Origin of the sequence: Halorientalis sp. IM1011 (genome assembly GCF_001989615.1) — an archaeon.
GTDB lineage: Archaea > Halobacteriota > Halobacteria > Halobacteriales > Haloarculaceae > Halorientalis.
The window spans coordinates 186,752-204,658 of record NZ_CP019067.1; the positions used below are offsets into that span (position 1 = coordinate 186,752).

Consider the following 17,907-nt stretch of genomic DNA (forward strand, 5'->3'; position numbering starts at 1 on the left):
CTTACAGGTCGACCCGATCGCCGATCTCGGCGATTTCGAGACGCCGGGGATACTCGTGACTCCGGACGTGGTCGTGCAGTGCCGTCGGGTCCGCGGTCAGCCCCTTCCACATGTCCCAGTGGGTCGGGAGCAGACGGTCGAGTTCCAGCTGACGGGCGGCCTCGCTGATCTCGTTCTCGTCGCTGTACCACTTCGTGTACTTGGGCTCGCGCGTCTGTTTGTCGAGGATATGGCCGTCCGAGCCGAACGCGAGGACGCCGAGGTCGAGGTCGTAGTTGTCGCCGACAGTCTCGAACGGCTCGCCGGGGCGAGCGTCGCCGCCGTGGAAGAAGGTCCCGGCGTCGTGTTCGAAGACGTAAGAGACGGGATGGGTCGCGTCGGGATCGTTGGCCGCCTCGACGTGGATCGTGAGACTCCCGACCTCGAACGTATCGCCCTCGCTCACCTCGTGGAACTGTGCGTCGTCGACGCCCCACTCGTCGGTCCAGCCCTCTTCGTCGGCGACTGCGAGCGAGTCGTCCGGACCGACGTAGTCGGCACCGGTTTCGGCGAGGATCGGGGCCTGACTCGGCCCGTGGACGTGATCGGAGTGTTCGTGGGTCGCCAGGACGGCGTCGGCCTCGCGCACGTCGGTCGGGTCGAACGGGACCGGAATCATCCGCACGGTCCGGGGCGGGTCGCCGGTGCCGAGGTACGGGTCGACGAAGACGGTCGTCCCGTCGTGGGCTTTCAGGACGAAGCCGTTACAGCCGAGATACCAGATCGCCAGTCCGTCGGGATCGGCGTCGGCGACGGCCGCGGGCAGCCAGTCGCCCCAGTCGCTGTGAACCATGTCCGTGGATCCGCCGGGACCTCCAAAGAGGATTTCGACCCACGCACCGCTGGCCGTGAGTCGAGAGTAGACAGAAGAAGGTGGACCTCAGTCCTCGCAGCAACCGCCGGCCTTCTGGCCGAAGTCGATCCGCAGGGGCTCGGAGATGGTCTCGTTGATCTCCTGGAGGTGGAGTTCGAGTTCGTTCTGAGCCTGCAGGAACTCGGCCATCACGGGGATGTCGTGGAGCGCCTCCTGTTTGGCCTGTAGTTCGCGGAGGTCGTCCTGTGTCGCCTCGCCGGTCTGGCGGGCCAGCATGAACTCCTCACGGAACTCCTCGAACTCCTGGATCTTCTCCTGAGCTTCCTCGTCGTTCTCGACGGCTTCCTTGGCCTCCTCGAACCGCTGGTAGGCCGGCAGATCGGCGATCGCCTCACCGAGGTCGCGGCTGAGCTGGTCGACTGTCGACTGGGGCGTCTCGCCGGATTCCGTATCGATGCTCATCGCCGTGGCCTTCGTTCTTCAACGGCTTCAACCTGCCGAACCGTCCGCCGGGACCGCCCACACAGCTCGTCGCCCACCGGCCTCGGCAACCACCTGGCCACTTCTTGGTATCAGTATCGATATTTCGAGAGCCAGTGATATATCGGTGTGAAAGAATGCGTCTAATAGAGAGGTTCAGTGATGTATCGGGACGTAACCGTGTGGGCCGTCGTGACCTATTTATTATCGATAATCGTATTCACGACGGTCGCGGCTGGAGGGGCCGGCGCTGCACCCACCAGCAGTGTGGCGAACGCGACCGTCGACGGCGGGCCACCCGTCACGGCCACGGTCGAGCGCGTCGGGGCGACCGGCGCGCTCGACTACGAACTCGCCTTCGACGACCTGTCGACGTACGACCGCGTGAGTGTCGTCGTCGGCCGTGACGCGACAGTGACGGCGACCGACGGGATGTCGGCCACGGTACGCGACGGGCGGACCTGGCTTCGGCCGGAAGACGGCGACGAGGCCACCGTCCGCGTTCGGACGACCGTCTCGGCGACCGACCGTTCCGGTAGTGACGGCGAGTTCTTCGCCGCCGAGGGATGGCTGCTGGGCCGGGTCCCCCTCGTGGAACTGCGCTGGGCGGCAGACGACGGACGCATCGACCGCCGGCGACTCCTTGGGAACGTTCGGGGCAGGTCGGCGTCCGTCACGGCGGGCGATCGGTACGCACTCGTCGGCGAGCACCACCAGACGACAGTCACAGCCGCCGGTGGGGAGATTCGCATCGTCAGACCCGTTAATACTGAGCTCGGGCCGGACGCGACCGACCTGACGGCGGCGCTCGCCGACGCCGCCGACCGACTGGACGTGGGCGACCGCGGTGACGACGTGTTGCTGTTCGCGCTGGGGAGTCCGGTCCGTCGCGGCGGCGAGTCGTTCCCGGTCGACGACGAGGGGTGGATCAACGCCGATACGCGGCTCGACGACCCCAACAGTGTGTGGCTCCACGAGTACGTCCACACCCGGCAGGACTTCCGCCTCGCCGCGGACATGCGCTGGTTCCGGGAGGCAAGCGCCGAGTACTACGCCGCCCGACTGGCCCACGAACAGGGTCGGATCGACAGGGCCGCGATGGAAGCCCACCTCGACGGCGAGCCGAAGGCGGCGGCGCTGACCGACCCCGGGTCGTGGGACGACCCGCACGTCCCGTACACGAAAGGCGCGCGCGTCCTCGCGCTCGTGGACCGGAATATCCGGCTCTCGACGGACGGTAAACGATCCCTGGAGGACGTGTTCCGCCGGCTGAACACCCACGACGGACTGGTCACCTACGCCGACTTCAAGGACGCGGTCGCCGCCGTCACAGGCCACCGGATGGACGGCTGGCTCGACCGCTACGTCGACGGGACCACGCCGGTCGCGGGCTTTTACCCTGGCGGGCCGGCACGGACGGGGCTGCTCGGCGGCCTGTGGGCGCTACTGTCCGACGCGGGACCCGCGGGCGTCTTTCTCGTGTTGTCGGTCCTGCTGAGCGGTGTCGGATCGGTGCCGCTGTACCGCTACCTCGACGGTCTCGCCGAGGAGGACGCCGACGGACGGGACGAGCGGCCGGGCCGGCCAGCCTGAGAGGTTGGAGCCGGGTATCGGGAAAACGTCGGCGTTTTACGCGCTCGTCGGTTAGGCGGGTGCAATGAGCCAGGACTCGTCGGACCAGTATCCGGAGGGGGACCTCCGGGGCACGGGCATGTCCCTGAAACACGACCGCGAGTGGGACTACGAACTCGACCGGATCACCGAGGCCGTCGCCGAGCGCGACGCAGAGACGGTCGGTCTGCAGTTTCCCGAGGGGCTGAAACGCCGGGCCAGCGCCGTCACCGACGACCTCCGGGAAGAGCTCCCCGACGACGTGACGATCATGACCTCGGGCCAGCCCTGCTACGGGGCCTGCGACCTCGATACCTACATGATGCGCCGGACCGACGTGTTCGTCCACTTCGGCCACAGCCCGATGAAGGAGTCGGAGAAGATTATCTACGTTCCCCTCTTCTCGAACGTCTCCGTCACGCCGATCATGGAGGAGTCGCTTTCCGAACTCGCCGACCCCGAGGACGACCCGGACGTGGGGCTGGTGACGACCGCCCAGCACATGAACAAGTTCGAGGAGATGCGCGAGTGGCTGGAAGAGCGCGACTACGAGGTCCACACCCGCCGTGGCGACGACCGGCTGACCCACGAGGGGCAGGTACTCGGCTGTAACTACGCCAGCGCGGACGTGGACGCCGACCAGATCCTCTACGTCGGCGGCGGGAAGTTCCACCCGCTCGGCCTCGCGATGGAACACCCCGACAAACACGTCGTCATCGCCGACCCGGTGAACAACGCCGTCACCGTCGCCGACCCCGAGAAGTTCCTCAAGCAGCGCTACGCCTCGGTCCACAAGGCAATGGACGCCGAGGAGTGGGGCGTCATCTTCTGTACCAAGATCGGTCAGGGTCGCTGGGATCAGGCCGAGGAGATCGTCGAGGAAAACGACGACGCCTACCTGATCACGATGGACGAGGTGACGCCCGACCGACTGACGAACTTCGGGTTCGACGCCTACGTCAACACGGGCTGTCCGCGGATCACGACCGACGACGGCCCGCAGTTCAAGAAGCCGATGCTCACCCCCGGCGAGTACGAGATCGCGACGGGACAGAAACCACTCGACGAACTCTCCTTCGACACCTTCCACGGCACCTGGTGACCTGCGCGCGAGAGCGCGCGGGGACCATCCCGGACGGAACCTGAATTCGAGCGAGGACGATTTTCGATCCGCTTCGCGTCGATGCCGCAAGTATCCGACGCGCAGGTGGCGACGGATCCGCAGAATGTCATTCAACCCCCGGGGTTCTGTTTTCGAACGTGTCACGGACGCCACTCGTCACAGTCGGAATCGTCGTGCTCGTCGCCGTCGGCGTCACGTTCGTTCTGACGGCCGGCACCGCGCTTGTGGCTGCGGCCGGCCAGATCGCCGGTGACTTCGCACTCGGTTCCGACCCTCCATCCGATTCCTCCGATAGCGCAGCCGACACCGGGAACGCGTCCGTTCCCGGCGTCACTGCGAACGGCACCGCCAACATCTCTGCCGTCCTCGAATCACACCGGAGCGCCCTCTCCGAACGCGGCTACGTCGCCGTGACCAACGCGACCCGGCGAGCCGACGGCTCGGTGATCGCGACGCGGAACCAGACGTATCGGGCGACCGAAAACGGGTCGAACCTGTTGCTCGTCGAGCGCGAGACCGACGGGCAGGGAGCGACCAGCGCCACGACCGTCTGGGCCAACGACAGCTACCGGTTCACGCGAGAGGCGACCGACGGAGCCGATAGCTACGACGTGGCCGGACGCGTCCCGGTCACCCCGGTTCCGCCGACGACCGACCCCTTCGCCGCGGCGTTCAGTCGCGTCGACGGCGAGTTCGTCGTCACCGACGCGGAGACGGTCGACGGTCACCGGGTGGTGACGCTGGCCGCACCGCTCGAACGGACGGCCGAACGGGACGCGAACCCCGGAACGTTGACCCTCCGGGTCGACGACCGCGGCATCGTCCGGAACGCGACCGCGACCCGATCCACCGCCGACGGGACCGAGCGGATGACCTACCGGCTCGTCGACCTCGGCGTCGAGAGCGTACGACAGCCCGACTGGACCGCGAACGTGTCGGCGAACGCCACCGAATCGGAGCGGTCGCCGACCCGAGATCGACTCGGCTCTGCGCCCGCCGCCAGCGGCGACTGAGAGTCGAAACCACCCGAACCCAGACCGCGACCAACTCGGCCACGTCAGGTGAGCGAGCCACGGGGAGCCACGACGACGGCGGGGTAGTCTGCAAGAGCGCCTACGTCGCTTGCCGTGGCACGCCCTCCGTGGTTCGCACAGTAACACTCTGCGTGGTCATCGTGCTCGCTGTCGGCACAGTGGCCGCCATCGGCTCGGCAGCCGGGCAGTCGGTCGCGGCCGGCGACGTCCTGTCCCAGCAAGAAACGCCAGACGAGACACCGACGGACGCCGACGATGGTGACGGTGATGACCCGCTCGCGACGTTGCCCGAGGCGGCCGTCGAGAACGGGTCGGTGAACCTGACAGCGCTGTACGGCAATCACAGTGACGTGTTGCGGTCGGAGGGGTACCGGGCGACGGAGAATATCAGCGTCGAGATGAACGACACGATCAGTCACACGTTGAACGTGTCCGAGACGGCGACGGACGGGAACCGGTCGCTGTCCGTCACGAACGCGACGATGCTCGGCCGAACCAGCCAGCTCTCGGTCTGGACGGACGACGACGAGCGGTTCGTCCGCATGGAGCGGGCCGGCAACGTGACGTACCGGGAGATGCCGACCCGGTACGGCCCGATGGCAGGCTACGGTCCCCAGCAGGGCTCGAACGATACGGCACAGCCACCCGGCCCGATGGCCCCGGCCGGCCACGGACCGATGGCCGGACACGACGTGCCCGGCAGCGTACTCGTGGCGCTCGACAACGGCACCGGCGAGTTCACCGTCGCCGAGGAACCCCTCGCCGAGGCCGACACCGGACCGGATACCGTCACGCTGACGGCCCCGATCGAGATGGAGCGGGGCCGACTCGACGCCACCGGGAACGTCACGCTCGCCGTCGACGACCGTGGTGTCGTCAGAGCCGTGAACGCGACGGTCGAGGCCCCAGCCCAGGACGTGACGATGTCCTACCGACTCACCGTCGAGGAGGTCGGCGTGACGACCGTCGACGAACCCGACTGGCTCTCCGAAGCGCGAGACGAGGCACGAACGCCCGCCGGACCGGGGATGGGCCCCGGACCGGGTCCAGGGCCGGGTCCGGGCGAGCCGGGAACTGATCGAGGTCCGGGACAAGGGCCAGGTCCGGGACAAGGGCCAGGTCCGGGCGGGCCGGGTCCGGGCGGGCCGGGTCCGGGTGGGCCGGGTCCGGGTGGCCCGTAGACCGGTAGCTCAGAAGGCGTCGTCGAGGTCCGCGGCGATACTGTCGATGGACTCCTCGGCGGCGTCGACGACGCCGACCATGCTGGCGAAGCCGTGGATCATGTCCTCGTAGTGGTCGCGGGTCACGTCGACGCCCTCGGATTCGAGGCGGTCGGCGTAGGCGATCCCCTCGTCCCGGAGCGGGTCGAAGCCGGCAGTGACGATCGTCGCCGACGGGACTCCGGAGAGGTCGGCGGCGAGCAGCGGCGCGAAGTACTCGTTGCGGAGGTGGATCTCGTCCCGAACGTACTTCTCGTGGAACCACTCCATGGTGTCGCGTTCGAGGAAGTACCCCTCGGCGTTCTCCTCGTAGGAGTCGAACTCCTCGCCGACGACCGGTGAACTCACCACCGGATAGATCAGCGCCTGGTGGGCGAGTTCCGGACCGCCTCGGTCCTGTACTGCGAGGGTCGTCGCGGCCGCTAGATTTGCCCCCGCGGAGTCACCCCCGACCGCGATCCGGCCGGGGTCCAGATCGACGGGCTCGCCGTGGTCGGCTACCCACTCGACGGCGGCGTAGGCGTCCTCGACGGCCGCCGGGAAGGGGTTTTCGGGGGCGAGGCGGTAGTCGACCGACAGCACCGCACAGTCGGCGGCGTTGGTGAGCGACCGACAGAGCGCGTCGTGTGTCTCCAGACTCCCGATGACGAAGCCGCCGCCGTGGAAGTAGACGAGTACGGGATGAGGCCCGTCGCCGTCCGGGTGGTAGAGCCGCACCGGGAGCGGTTCCTCTGGCCCCTGGATCTCGAAGGTCTCGACGTTCCCCACGTCCTCGCCGTCACCCCGCATCGACGCCATCGCCTCCATCTGGCCGCGGGCCTCCGCTACCGACACCGCGTGGATCGGCGGCACGGGCTGGTCGTCGATCATCTGCAACACGGCCTGTACCTGCGGATGGGGTTGGTCTGCCATACCGTACCCCACGGACCGGGAGTGTGTTAACTCTGGCCCACACTCACCTAACGACGTAAACTGAACGGATACCTCAGCACTCCACTGTTGCCTCCGAGCGGCGATCCGAGATTACTACCATGCATACACAAACATTTTTCAATGAATGTAGCGTATTCCATCGTAGCGATGAGCACAGGTGTTCTCCGGGTCGGTCGTCGAGGTGAGTGTCCCGTATGAGTACGAAAAGCGGGCTGGCACAGCGACTGGCGATCGTCGCGGGCTTCGAGAACCCGTCGGCGTCGCTGGAGCAGTACCGGACCCCGCCGGAACTGGCGGCCCATTTGGTCCACACGGCCGACCTGCAGGGCGACATCGAGGATCGGACCGTCGTCGACCTGGGCTGTGGGACGGGAATGCTGGCACTGGGGGCCGCACTCCGCGGACCGACGCGGGTCGTCGGGATCGACGTGGATCCAGCGCCGCTCGCGACCGCGACGGAGAACGAGCGGAAGGTGGCCTCCGCGTCGGCGGTCGAGTGGCTCCGCGCGGACGCGACCCGGGTCCCGCTCGATCCCGACGGCCCGACGACGGTCGTGATGAACCCCCCGTTCGGGGCGCAGAAGGGCAACGAACACGCCGACCGCGCGTTCCTCGAAACCGCCGCCGAGATCGCGGACGTGTCCTACTCGATCCACAACGAGGGCAGCGAGGAGTTCGTCGAAGCCTTCGCCGACGACGAGGGCGGCGAGGTCACCCACGCCTTCAGGGCCACCTTCGAGTTGCCCAATCAGTTCGACCACCACACCGACGAGTCCCGCACCATCGACGCGGAAGTGTTCCGCATCGAGTGGCCCTAGCTCCGGCCCGCAATTCTGACTCGCGTGTCGTTTCTGGCCGCGAACAGTTCACCGTCTCCCGTCCGGTTGAACGTCAGCCCGCCGGCGGTCCGGTTGGAGCCGACCGACGGGATCTCCGTCCGTCCGAGCCTCGCGCTACCGTTTCCGACCAGAAGGTCGAACCCGCCATCAGCAGGAGCGATGGTGACCTGCCGGCCGGCGATCCGCGGCCGTGCGGTCGTGGGGGGTGAACTGAACGCGAGGCGGCGGTCGTCGCCGTGCCGGAGCGAGACACTGTAGGCCGACTCGTTTCCGACGGGATTCCAGCCGGTCCGGTTGGCGACGACGGTCTCGCGGGTCCCCGGCCCGCCGAGGACGACGGTCCGGTCGCCGTGGAACGCCAGTTCTCCCTTCGTGACGGTGGTCCAGAAGAAGTTCCGCTCGTCGCTGGCCACGATGACGCCGCTTGTGTTGAACTCGCCGTCACCGAACACTCCCAGTCCGAACGCGGAGTAGTACTGGTGAGTCACGTTCTCGGCGTAGGTGACGGTGTAGTCGTCCACGCTGACGCCGCCGGAGACGGCCGGATCGAGCAGGATCAGGTTCGTCACGGCGGCGACCAGGGCGAACGCGACGAGCGTCGCCCCGAGGACGATCACCGCCAGCTCCCGCGTCCGGAGATCGACGACTACCTCGCGGGCGGTTCCCGGAATCGAGAGCGTCGACAGGAGCGTGCGGTCACCGGGGGCGGCGACGGCGGCCGTCGCGACGACCGCGAACAGGAACACGATCACGACCCCGACCCCTCGGAAGAGGACGAACCGGCCGCCGCTGACGGGGACGTAGACGGCCCACAGCGCCTGAAAGACCGCGAAGATAACCGTCGCGAGCCAGAGCCGGGCCGGTGCCGGAAGCCGGTCGCGTCGATATGCCAGATAGCCGCCGAGGAGCAGTCCGACCAGCAGGCCGAACGCGTGCCCCTGGATCGCCACCTGCGCCCAGCCGGGCGTGGAGATGACGGTCTCCGACCCGGCGACTGTGATCGGCGACCGCAGCGCCCGCAGGAGGAGGCCGAGTACCTGACTGCCAGCCAGCGCGACGACCGTGGTGATCGGGTACGAGGCCAGCGCGAACCCGGCGAAAGCGAACACGACGCCCGAAAAGCCGATGACCGGTCCCCACGAGAACGCCCCCGTCAGGAGCCCGACGCCGACGGCGACCACGGGGACGGCGAGCATCCGCACGAACGGATTGGTCCGGAGACCGGCGAACGACTGGCTCCCCCGGGAACGAGGGAAGTGACCCCAGGCGTACTCGGCGATGGGGGCGAACAGGAGCGTCGCCTGCAGGTTCCCGGTGACGTGATTCAGCCCGGCGTGTGAGAAGGGGGCCGCCACCATCCCGAGCGGGTAGAAGTACGACCACGCGTGGAAAGGGAGCGCGACGGGATTCCGGGGATGGTCGAGACCGCCCTGCACGAAGAGATAGACGGCAGCGACGCCGGCGACCGTCAGCAGCGTCCCCCACGGGACGCCGAGGACGAATCGGCGACGGAGGGCGTGGCCCCAGTGGCCCCGGGGTCGTTCGAGGCGGAAGACGAGGCCGAGCGAGAGCAGCACGCTCGCGAGGACGCCGAGGGTCCACACCCAGCCGGGAATCTCAGACACCAGCGAGATCTGCAACGCGCCGGGCGACATACCCGGTGGCTCGACCGCCGGTCGTTTAGGCGTACCGGACTCCTCAGTATCGCGGCAGGTTCGCCAGTTCGCCCTCGGGGACGTTCTCCTCCTCGAAGGCCTCCCGGGCGATGGAGCGCTTGTGGACCTCGTCGGCCCCGTCGATGATCCGGAACGCCCGCACCGACTCGTAGAAGTCCGCGAGCGGGAGGTGCCGGGAGATGCCCGAGGCACCGCATGCCTGGACCGCCAGGTCGATCGTCTCCTGGACGACGTTCGCGGTGTAGTACTTGCTCATCGCGACCTCGATGCGGGCCTGCTCGCCGCGGGATATCTTCTCGGCCGCGTGGCGCGTCATCGTCCGCGCGGCGTGGAGTTTGGTCTCCTGCTCGGCGATGGCGAACCGCTGGGCCTGCTTCTCGCTCAACTGTTCGTCGAACGCCGTCCGCTCCTGCATGTACTCCTTGGCGATGCCCAGCGCGCGCTCGGCCATGCCGGAGAAGCGCATGCAGTGAGTCAGCCGGGCCGGACCGAGCCGTTCCTGCGCGATGGCGAAGCCCTCGTTCTCCGGGCCGAGCAGGTTCTCCTCCGGGACCCTGACGTTATCGTACCGGATCTCGGCGTGGCTCTCGTGGACGACGGACGGTCCGAGGTGGGGGGTCGGTTCGACGATCTCCACGCCGTCGGCGTCGGCGGGCACGAGGATGATCGACGTGCCCGAGTAAGGGTGGGCGTCCATGTCCGTCCGGGCCATCACGAGCAGTAGATCGGCCTCGTCACCCTGCGTGGTCCACCACTTGTGGCCGTCGATGACCCACTCGTCGCCGTCTTTCTCCGCCGTGGTCTGCATCATCTTCGGGTCCGAGCCCGCGCCCTGCATCGGCTCGGTCATCGAGAAGCCCGAGCGGACCTCGCCGGCCACGAGGGGTTTCAGCCACTCCTCTTGCTGTTCGTCCGTCCCGAACATCTCCAGCGTGTGCATGTTCCCCTCGTCGGGCGCGTCGACACGCATCGCCGCCTGTCCGAGCAGGCTCTTGCCGGCCTCCTCGAACAGCGGGAGCACGTCGCGGAAGTCGTACCCACCGCCACCGAACTCCTCGTCGATCTGGGGGCAGTAGATCCCCCGCTCCTGGGCGATATCGCGGAGATCCGCGATCTTCTCGTGGGGCACTGGCCCGTCACCGAGGTACTCTCGTTCGACGGGAATGACCTCGTTCTGGACGAACTCGTGGGCCGTCTCCCGCAGCTCTGACGCCGTGTCGGAATCCTCGTACTCGACTACCATACCACCCCTTGCAAACACAACATTGTAAAACATCCCCTACTCGTGACAGCACGCCCCACGGATCACCCCCGGTTCATATTCCGGTCAGGTCGCGCCCGCGTGGGCCAACCCCCACTTATTCATACGTGGGCCGCAATCGGCCTAACAATGTTAGCGTTCACAGTCGCGACGGCCGAGGTGACCGTCCCGTGACCGACGAGACCGAGGCGTACTTCGACCGGATCGTCGACGAGGAGAAACTGGCCGAGTACCTCGAAGCGCAATTGGGGCCAGTCGACACCTACGACGTGTCCCACCATCAGGAAGGCCACTCCAACGAGACGCTGTTCGTCACCTGGGGCGAGCAGGAACTGGTCATCCGCCGGCCGCCGCCGGGCGAGACCGCCGACAAGGCCCACGACGTGTTGCGGGAGTATCGAGTCGTCGACGCGCTTCAGGACACCGACGTGCGGGTCCCGACCACTGTCGCAGCCACCGACGACCACGACGTCATCGGCTCGGACTTCTACGTTATGGAGCGCGAGGAGGGGACCGTCCTCCGGGACGAAGAGCCCGACCGGTTCGCGAACGCGGATGCACGCCGGCAAGTGGGCGAGGAACTCGTCGACCGGCTGGCCGAGATCCACGCGATCGACTACGAGGCCGTGGGTCTCGGCGAGTTCGGTTACCCCGAGGGGTTCACCCAGCGCCAGGTAAAGCGCTGGAGCGAGCAGTTCGAGTGGGCCTTTCAGGTCACGACCGACGAGCGCGAGGTCCCGGTCGTCCACGACGTGATGGAGTGGCTGAAAGCGAACGCTCCAGAGGACCACCCCGAGACGCTCGTCCACGGGGACTACAAACTCGACAACGTGATGTACGCGCCCGCGGACGAACCCGAGATCGCGAGCATCTTCGACTGGGAGATGGCCACGCTCGGCGACCCGCTCACCGACCTCGGGTGGATGCTGTCGTACTGGTGGGACGAGAAGGACCCCGACCCGCCCGAGTCGACGGACACCCTGTCGACGACGTTCATGGCGAACCCGGACTACCCGACCCGGCAAGAACTGGTCGCCCGCTACGAGGACGCGACCGGTTTCGAGTTCGAGAACGAGCGGTTCTACCGGGCGCTGGCGGTGTACAAGCTCGCCGCGCTCGGTGAGATGTTCTTCCGGCGCTACCTGGAGGGCAACAGCGACGACCCGATGTACCCGAAGATGCGCCACGGCGTCCCCGCGCTGGCCGACCGCGCCCAGCGTATCATCGACGGCGAGGAGCCGCTGTAAGACCCCCGAACCGTAGACTATCACCGGCACGGTCGCCGTCGCCGCGGCGACCGAGTCAGTATCAGAATCTGATATCGGTGCGGTAGAACGTTGTATCGGGACGGTGAGGGACGGATCATGGATCAGCCAGAAGTCGACGATCGGACCGGGGAGGTGCCCGGCAGCGGCCCGGCGCGGAACCGACAACTCGAAGCGGTGTTCGAGGCGACGGGGACGTTCATCGGCGTTCTCGACGCCGATGGGACCATCCTGCGCGTGAACGCGGTCGCCAGGGAGTTCGTCGCGGACGAGCCGTCGTCGTACGTCGGCAACCCGTTCTGGGAGGGGCCGTGGTTCGCACACGACGAGGCGTTACAGGATCGGATCCGGACGGCGGTCGACCGCGCCGGCGACGGCACAGAAGCCGAGTTCGAGGCGACGCATCTCACCCCCGACGGCGACCCGATCGCCATCGACGGGACGATCAATCCGGTTCTGGACGAGGACGGGCGAGTCGAGTCACTCGTCGCCCAGGGGGTCGACGTGACCGAGCAGGCGCGACGCGAGGAGCGGCTGCAGATCCAGCGAGAGCGGATGGACACGCTCCTCGACAACGTGCCGCTGGTCCTGTTCGCGCTCGACCCGGACGGCGAGTTCACCTACTCCCGGGGCAACGCGCTCGACAAACTCGGGCTGGAGCCCGGCGAGGCCGTCGGGCAGTCGGTCTTCGACATGTTCGGGGACGAGCCCGAAGTCACCGATGCCGCCGAGCGGGCGCTCTCGGGCGAACGCGTCGAGGTGCAGGTCCAGCAAGGAGACCTCTACTTCCATACGGTCTACCAGCCGGTCTTCGACGAGACCGGGGACCTCGATCAGGTCATCGGCATCTCCCGGGACGTGACCGAACTGCGCGAGCGCGAGCGTGACCTCGAAGCCTGGACGAACCGCCTCGAAACGGTACTGGACAACGTTCCGCTGGCGCTCTGGACGGCCGACTCGGACGGGAATATCGAGCTCTCACAGGGGCGAGGGCTCGAGGGCCTCGGTTTGGAGCCCGGCGAACTCGTCGGGCAGAACATGTACGACGTCTTCGAGGGACAGAGGGCGTTCCTGTCGAACTTCGACAAGGCGGTCACCGGCGAGGAGTTCAGTGTCGTTCACGACGTCGGGCCGCTCATCGCCCGGTCGTGGTTCCGACCCGTCACTCGTGACGGCGACGTGGAGAAGGTCATCGCCGTCAGCGTGGACGTGACGGAGGAAAAGCGACAGGAACGACGCATCGAGGCCGTCAACGACGCAACGAGCGAACTGATCACCGCCGAATCACAGCGGGAGGTCGCTGACATCGTCATGGAACTGGCCACGGAACTGCTCGATATGCCGCTATCGAGTATCTACACCACGGTCGACGGGACCGAGGAACTGGTTCCCGTGGCGACCACCGAGCGCGTCCTGGATATACTGGACGCCGAGACACCCGACGAGGCACTCACGACTATCACACCTGGAACCGACGAGATGGAGACGTTCCGGAACGGAGGCCCGCAGGTCGTCGAGGAGTACGAGACCCTCGAGAATCCGTCGATGCCGGACAGTCCAGTCGGGACGTTGATCATGATCCCGCTGGGGGAATACGGACAGCTCCACGTCGGATCGACGGACGTGACGGTCCCGACGGAGGCGGAGCTGAACATCATCGAGATACTGGCGCGGAACGCCGAGGCCGCCCTGGAACGGTCCGAACGCGAGGCCGAACTCGAAGCCTACCGAACGGAACTCGAACAGTCCAACCAGCGACTTCAGGAGTTCGCCCACATCGCCTCGCACGACCTCCAGGAGCCGATCCGGATGGTGTCGAGTTACGTCGACCTGCTCGCGGCAGAGTACGGGGACGAACTCGACGAGGAGGCCGACGAGTACATCGACTTCGCCGTCAACGGGGCCGAACGAATGCAGTCGATGATCGAGGATCTCCTCCAGTACTCCCGGGTCTCGACGGAGGCCGACGAATTCGAGAGCGTCGACGCGGCAGCCGTCGTCGAGGAGACCGTCCAGAGCCTCGAACTCGCCATCGACGAGGCCGACGCGACCGTTTCGGTCGAACCGCTTCCGACGGTCGAGGCCGACCGCGAACAGCTCGGGCAGGTGGTCCAGAACCTCGTGAGTAACGCGCTCACCCACGCCGGCGAGTCGCCGACGGTGACCGTGCGCGCGACCGAGACCGACGATCACTACCGGTTCGAGGTCGAGGACGACGGCTCGGGTATCCCGGAGAACCAGACCGAACGTATCTTCAAGCTGTTCCAGCAGGGAGCCCGGGACAGCGACGGCGGAACCGGCATCGGGCTCGCCGTCTGCGACCGGATCGTCTCCCGCCACGGCGGAGATATCTGGATCGAGTCCGAGGACGGGGTCGGTTCCACGTTCTGTTTCACCATCCCGAAGCGAACGTCGACGGACGCTCCACTGACCGTGACCGAGGAGGGTGATGCGCGATGACGTCCGATCGGCAGACGCCCATCGAGGTGCTGTTGGCCGAGGACAACCCCGGCGACGTGAAACTCACACAGAAGGCCTTCGAGCAGGGCAACGTCATGAACAACCTCCACGTCGTCAACGACGGGATCGAGGCGATGCAGTACCTCCGGCAGGAAAACGAGTACGCCGACAGCCCCCGTCCGGACCTGATCCTGCTGGACCTGAACATGCCGCGGAAAGACGGCAAAGAGGTTCTCAAAGACATCAAGGACGACCCGGAACTCAAACGCATCCCGGTGGTGATCCTCACCAGTTCCGAGGCGGAAGAGGACATCGTCAGCTCGTACGATCTGCACGCCAACGCGTACCTCACGAAACCGGTCGACTTCGACGGCTTTCTCGAAGTGGTGAACACCATCGAGGACTTCTGGCTGACCGTCGTGAAGGTCCCCCCAGAGTAACGATGTCCGAGAACATTTCCCAACCCAGGGACGTGCTGGTCGTGGAGGACAACCCCGGCGACGCCAAGCTCCTGCGTCACCACCTCCAGCAGAGTTCGCTCACGGGTGGCGGGAGTGGCCCGGACATCAACCACGTCGAGCGGCTCGAAGCGGGGTTCGATGCGCTCGCCGACGACAGCTACGACGTGGTCTTTCTCGATCTGGGGCTCCCCGAGAGTTCCGGCATCGCGACCCTCGAACGATTCGTCGATCGCCACACGACCGTCCCGGTCGTCGTACTGACGGGGCTGGACAACCACGAGCGGGCCATCGAGGCGATCCAGCGGGGCGCACAGGACTACCTGGTGAAAGACGAGATCGACGGAGACACCCTCGCGCGGTCGCTTCGCTACGCCATCGAGCGAAAGAAGAGCGAACGGGAACTCCGCCGGCAGAAAGAACAGATGGAGTTTTTCAACTCCATCCTGCGCCACGACATGCTCAACGGGATGGAGGTCATCAAGATGCGGGCGGAGCTGCTGGAGCGACGCGGCGAGGGCGACATCGCCGGGGACGCCGAGACCATCGTCGAGTGGAGCGACAACATCATCGACCTCACCCGGAAGGTCAAGTCGGTGCTGGACACGCTCACCGACGAGTCCGATCCGGAACTCCAGCAGGTCGATCTCGTGCCGATCGTCGAGAGCGAAGCCGAGCGCGTCCGCGGAATGGACGACGACGTGACGATCACGACCGACGCGCCCGACGAGGCGTCGGTCGTCGCGGACGACCTCCTCGCGGAAGTGGTCGGGAATCTCCTGACGAACGCCGTGGAACACGGCGGCGACGGCCCCGTGGAGATCGAAGTGGACGTCGCCGAGACCAACGGCGAGGTGCGACTCGAAGTGCGCGACGACGGACCTGGCATCCCCGACCAGACGAAACAGCGTGTCTTCGACCGCGGCGCGACCGGCGACCAGTCCGGCGGCACCGGCTTCGGCCTCTATTTCGTCCACTCGATGGTCTCGGTCTACGGCGGCGAGGTGTCACTCGGCGACAGCGATCGCGGCGGCACGGTCGTCACGGTCGAACTTCCGTCGGCCTGAACCACGCGGCCTATCACGGATTAGCGGTCAGTCGGGTCGCTCGATGCGGAACCTGTCGTCGGTGCTCGCGTAGTAGTTGCCCGCCAGTCGCCCGACCGCGTCGATCTTCTCCACGTCGACTTTCCCGTCGGTGGTCACCTCGTCGTCGACGTGGACCAGCACGATCTCGCCGAGGAGCATCGTCCCGACGCCCACGTCGACCACGTCGTACAGTTCACACTCGAAGGCCACGTCGGCCGCGGCGACGCGTGGCGGATCGACCTTCTCGCTCTCGGCGCGTTCCAGTCCCGTATGGTCGAATTCGCTCTCCTCGGGCGGGAGCGTGGCGCTCGACTCGTTCATCGACTCGGACAGCGGCCGGGTAACCACGTTGTGGACGAACTCGCCGGTGTCGACGACGTTGCGCGCGGAGTCTTTCAGTTCGTCGGGACCCTTGTCGGCGGGCGAGAACATCACCACCGGCGGGTCGACGCTGACCACGTTGAAGTAGCTGTACGGGGCGAGGTTGTCGACCCCCTCCTCGCTCGTCGTCGATATCCAGCCGATGGGGCGGGGAACGACCGCGCCCGTCATCGTGCGATACAGCGACCGGTCGTGCGTCTCCGGGTCGATCTGCATGGTGGGTGGAACGTGGAGACGGACGGACCGCGTCCCTCTAACGGTGCCGCTTCCGACTCAGAAGAGTCCGACGCCGATGGCGTAGGGCCAGTCGACACCGCCCAGCGCCAGGAAGACGAGCGCGCCGCCCAGCAGCCCGACGTTCTTGAGGAAACTGGTCATCTCGTCCTGCTGCTCGTCCTCGGCGACCGCCCAGAAGTCGTGCATCGTCGGCGTCGCCACGAGCAGGAAGAGTGCGAGCGCGCCCGCGCCGAGGACGGGGTAGACCCCGAGGACGATAGCGAGGCCCCCGAACAGTAACATCCCGCCGCTGAACGGGACCGCGAGCCCGGGGAGCGGGATGCCCTTGAACTCGGCGTAGGGGACCATCTCCGCTCCGTTCAGGAAGTGATTCAGCCCGGTGAACGCCAGGATGGCCCCGAACAGGACGCGTCCGAGCAGGAACGCGACGCCGGCACCTGCGGTGTCGAACACCATCAGGCCGTCACCTCCGCGGCCGCGAGCAGTCGTGGGTCGATATCCGATTTCACTTTGATACCTGCTTCCATTGCAATACCTGGTAAGGATCCGAACCTATATATCCGTTCCCGGACAAGAGGGTTAGTAGGTGACATCGATGACAGCGGAAGACAATCCCGACGCCTGTCCGATCGTGCGGTCGATCGAGCAGATCGGGTCACAGTGGCGGCTGGTGGTCTTACACGACCTCCGAGAGACGGAGAAGCGGTTCAACGAGCTCAAGCGGTCGACGGGCGCGAGTTCCCGGACGCTCTCGCGGGTGCTCGACGACCTCCAGGAGATGGGTTTCGTCTCCCGGCGACTGGAGGAGGACGCACCGGTCGCGACCTACTACACGCTGACCGAGAAGGGCGCGTCGCTGTGTCCGGTCTTCGACGAGATCGAGACCTGGGCCGACGAATGGCTCGCGCCCGAGACGGAACCCGAAGCCGAAACCGCGACGGCGGACTGATCGCGCTCGGCCGCTCGGCTCGCTGTCAGGTACACTCCC

Annotated in this window: 17 protein-coding genes; 10 read left to right on the forward strand and 7 right to left on the reverse strand. The window is 66.7% G+C overall.

All coding sequences use genetic code 11. The features are described from left to right. Position 1: 1 nt before the first annotated feature. Positions 2-832, reverse strand: a complete 831-nt coding sequence (locus tag BV210_RS00965) for an MBL fold metallo-hydrolase (protein WP_077204835.1) — start codon at positions 830-832, stop codon at positions 2-4. 87 nt (positions 833-919) lie between these two features. Further along, on the reverse strand, positions 920-1,315 hold the full coding sequence (locus tag BV210_RS00970) for a YlbF family regulator (RefSeq protein ID WP_077204836.1): 396 nt from the start codon (positions 1,313-1,315) through the stop codon (positions 920-922). A 180-nt stretch (positions 1,316-1,495) separates the two neighbouring features. Here BV210_RS00970 and BV210_RS00975 point away from each other — a divergent pair, with 180 nt between their 5' ends. From BV210_RS00975 to BV210_RS20435, 4 genes are all read left to right on the forward strand, one after another. Beyond that, positions 1,496-2,926 carry a hypothetical protein gene (locus BV210_RS00975; RefSeq protein WP_077204837.1) on the forward strand — a complete coding sequence of 477 codons (1,431 nt, stop codon included), beginning with the start codon at positions 1,496-1,498 and terminating at the stop codon, positions 2,924-2,926. A 64-nt stretch (positions 2,927-2,990) separates the two neighbouring features. Continuing rightward, positions 2,991-4,046, forward strand: coding sequence for a diphthamide biosynthesis enzyme Dph2 (gene dph2, locus BV210_RS00980; protein ID WP_077204838.1), 1,056 nt, complete (start codon positions 2,991-2,993; stop codon positions 4,044-4,046). A 158-nt stretch (positions 4,047-4,204) separates the two neighbouring features. After that, positions 4,205-5,080 (forward strand): hypothetical protein, encoded by an 876-nt coding sequence (locus BV210_RS00985; protein ID WP_077204839.1) that lies wholly within the window; start codon positions 4,205-4,207, stop codon positions 5,078-5,080. Positions 5,081-5,208: 128 nt separating this feature from the next. Beyond that, positions 5,209-6,282 carry a hypothetical protein gene (locus BV210_RS20435; protein WP_216640633.1) on the forward strand — a complete coding sequence of 358 codons (1,074 nt, stop codon included), beginning with the start codon at positions 5,209-5,211 and terminating at the stop codon, positions 6,280-6,282. A gap of 9 nt (positions 6,283-6,291) precedes the next feature. On the opposite strand, the gene BV210_RS00995 is transcribed toward BV210_RS20435, so the two are convergent. Continuing rightward, positions 6,292-7,233, reverse strand: a complete 942-nt coding sequence (locus tag BV210_RS00995) for an alpha/beta hydrolase (RefSeq protein WP_077204841.1) — start codon at positions 7,231-7,233, stop codon at positions 6,292-6,294. A gap of 215 nt (positions 7,234-7,448) precedes the next feature. Here BV210_RS00995 and BV210_RS01000 point away from each other — a divergent pair, with 215 nt between their 5' ends. Then, positions 7,449-8,072, forward strand: a complete 624-nt coding sequence (locus BV210_RS01000; protein WP_077204842.1) for an METTL5 family protein — start codon at positions 7,449-7,451, stop codon at positions 8,070-8,072. On the opposite strand, the gene BV210_RS01005 is transcribed toward BV210_RS01000, so the two are convergent. Beyond that, on the reverse strand, positions 8,069-9,748 hold the full coding sequence (locus tag BV210_RS01005; RefSeq protein WP_077204843.1) for a rhomboid family intramembrane serine protease: 1,680 nt from the start codon (positions 9,746-9,748) through the stop codon (positions 8,069-8,071). The genes BV210_RS01000 and BV210_RS01005 overlap by 4 nt on opposite strands. Positions 9,749-9,791: 43 nt before the next feature. Continuing rightward, entirely contained in the window at positions 9,792-11,012 is a 1,221-nt protein-coding gene (locus BV210_RS01010) for an acyl-CoA dehydrogenase family protein (RefSeq protein ID WP_077204844.1), read from the reverse strand. A 188-nt stretch (positions 11,013-11,200) separates the two neighbouring features. On the opposite strand from BV210_RS01010, the gene BV210_RS01015 reads away from it, so the two are divergent. The 4 genes from BV210_RS01015 to BV210_RS01030 all read left to right on the forward strand — a co-directional run bounded on the left by BV210_RS01015 (position 11,201) and on the right by BV210_RS01030 (position 16,280). Then, positions 11,201-12,277: a phosphotransferase family protein gene (locus BV210_RS01015; protein WP_077204845.1), complete on the forward strand. Its 1,077-nt coding sequence runs from the start codon at positions 11,201-11,203 to the stop codon at positions 12,275-12,277. 117 nt (positions 12,278-12,394) lie between these two features. Beyond that, positions 12,395-14,755 (forward strand): PAS domain-containing protein, encoded by a 2,361-nt coding sequence (locus BV210_RS01020; protein WP_077204846.1) that lies wholly within the window; start codon positions 12,395-12,397, stop codon positions 14,753-14,755. Beyond that, entirely contained in the window at positions 14,752-15,195 is a 444-nt protein-coding gene (locus tag BV210_RS01025; RefSeq protein ID WP_077204847.1) for a response regulator, read from the forward strand. The genes BV210_RS01020 and BV210_RS01025 overlap by 4 nt, the downstream gene beginning before the upstream one ends. Positions 15,196-15,197: 2 nt before the next feature. Beyond that, a complete protein-coding gene (locus BV210_RS01030; protein ID WP_077204848.1) occupies positions 15,198-16,280 on the forward strand; it encodes a hybrid sensor histidine kinase/response regulator in 1,083 nt (360 codons plus the stop codon). 27 nt (positions 16,281-16,307) lie between these two features. Here BV210_RS01030 and BV210_RS01035 read toward each other — a convergent pair whose 3' ends face one another. Then, positions 16,308-16,898 (reverse strand): flavin reductase family protein, encoded by a 591-nt coding sequence (locus BV210_RS01035; protein WP_077204849.1) that lies wholly within the window; start codon positions 16,896-16,898, stop codon positions 16,308-16,310. Positions 16,899-16,955: 57 nt separating this feature from the next. Further along, entirely contained in the window at positions 16,956-17,375 is a 420-nt protein-coding gene (locus tag BV210_RS01040; protein ID WP_077204850.1) for a DoxX family protein, read from the reverse strand. A 139-nt stretch (positions 17,376-17,514) separates the two neighbouring features. Between BV210_RS01040 and BV210_RS01045 the strand changes: the two genes are divergently transcribed. Next, complete coding sequence (locus BV210_RS01045) at positions 17,515-17,868, forward strand: helix-turn-helix domain-containing protein (RefSeq protein WP_077207923.1); 354 nt, start codon at positions 17,515-17,517, stop codon at positions 17,866-17,868. Positions 17,869-17,907 lie beyond the last annotated feature (39 nt).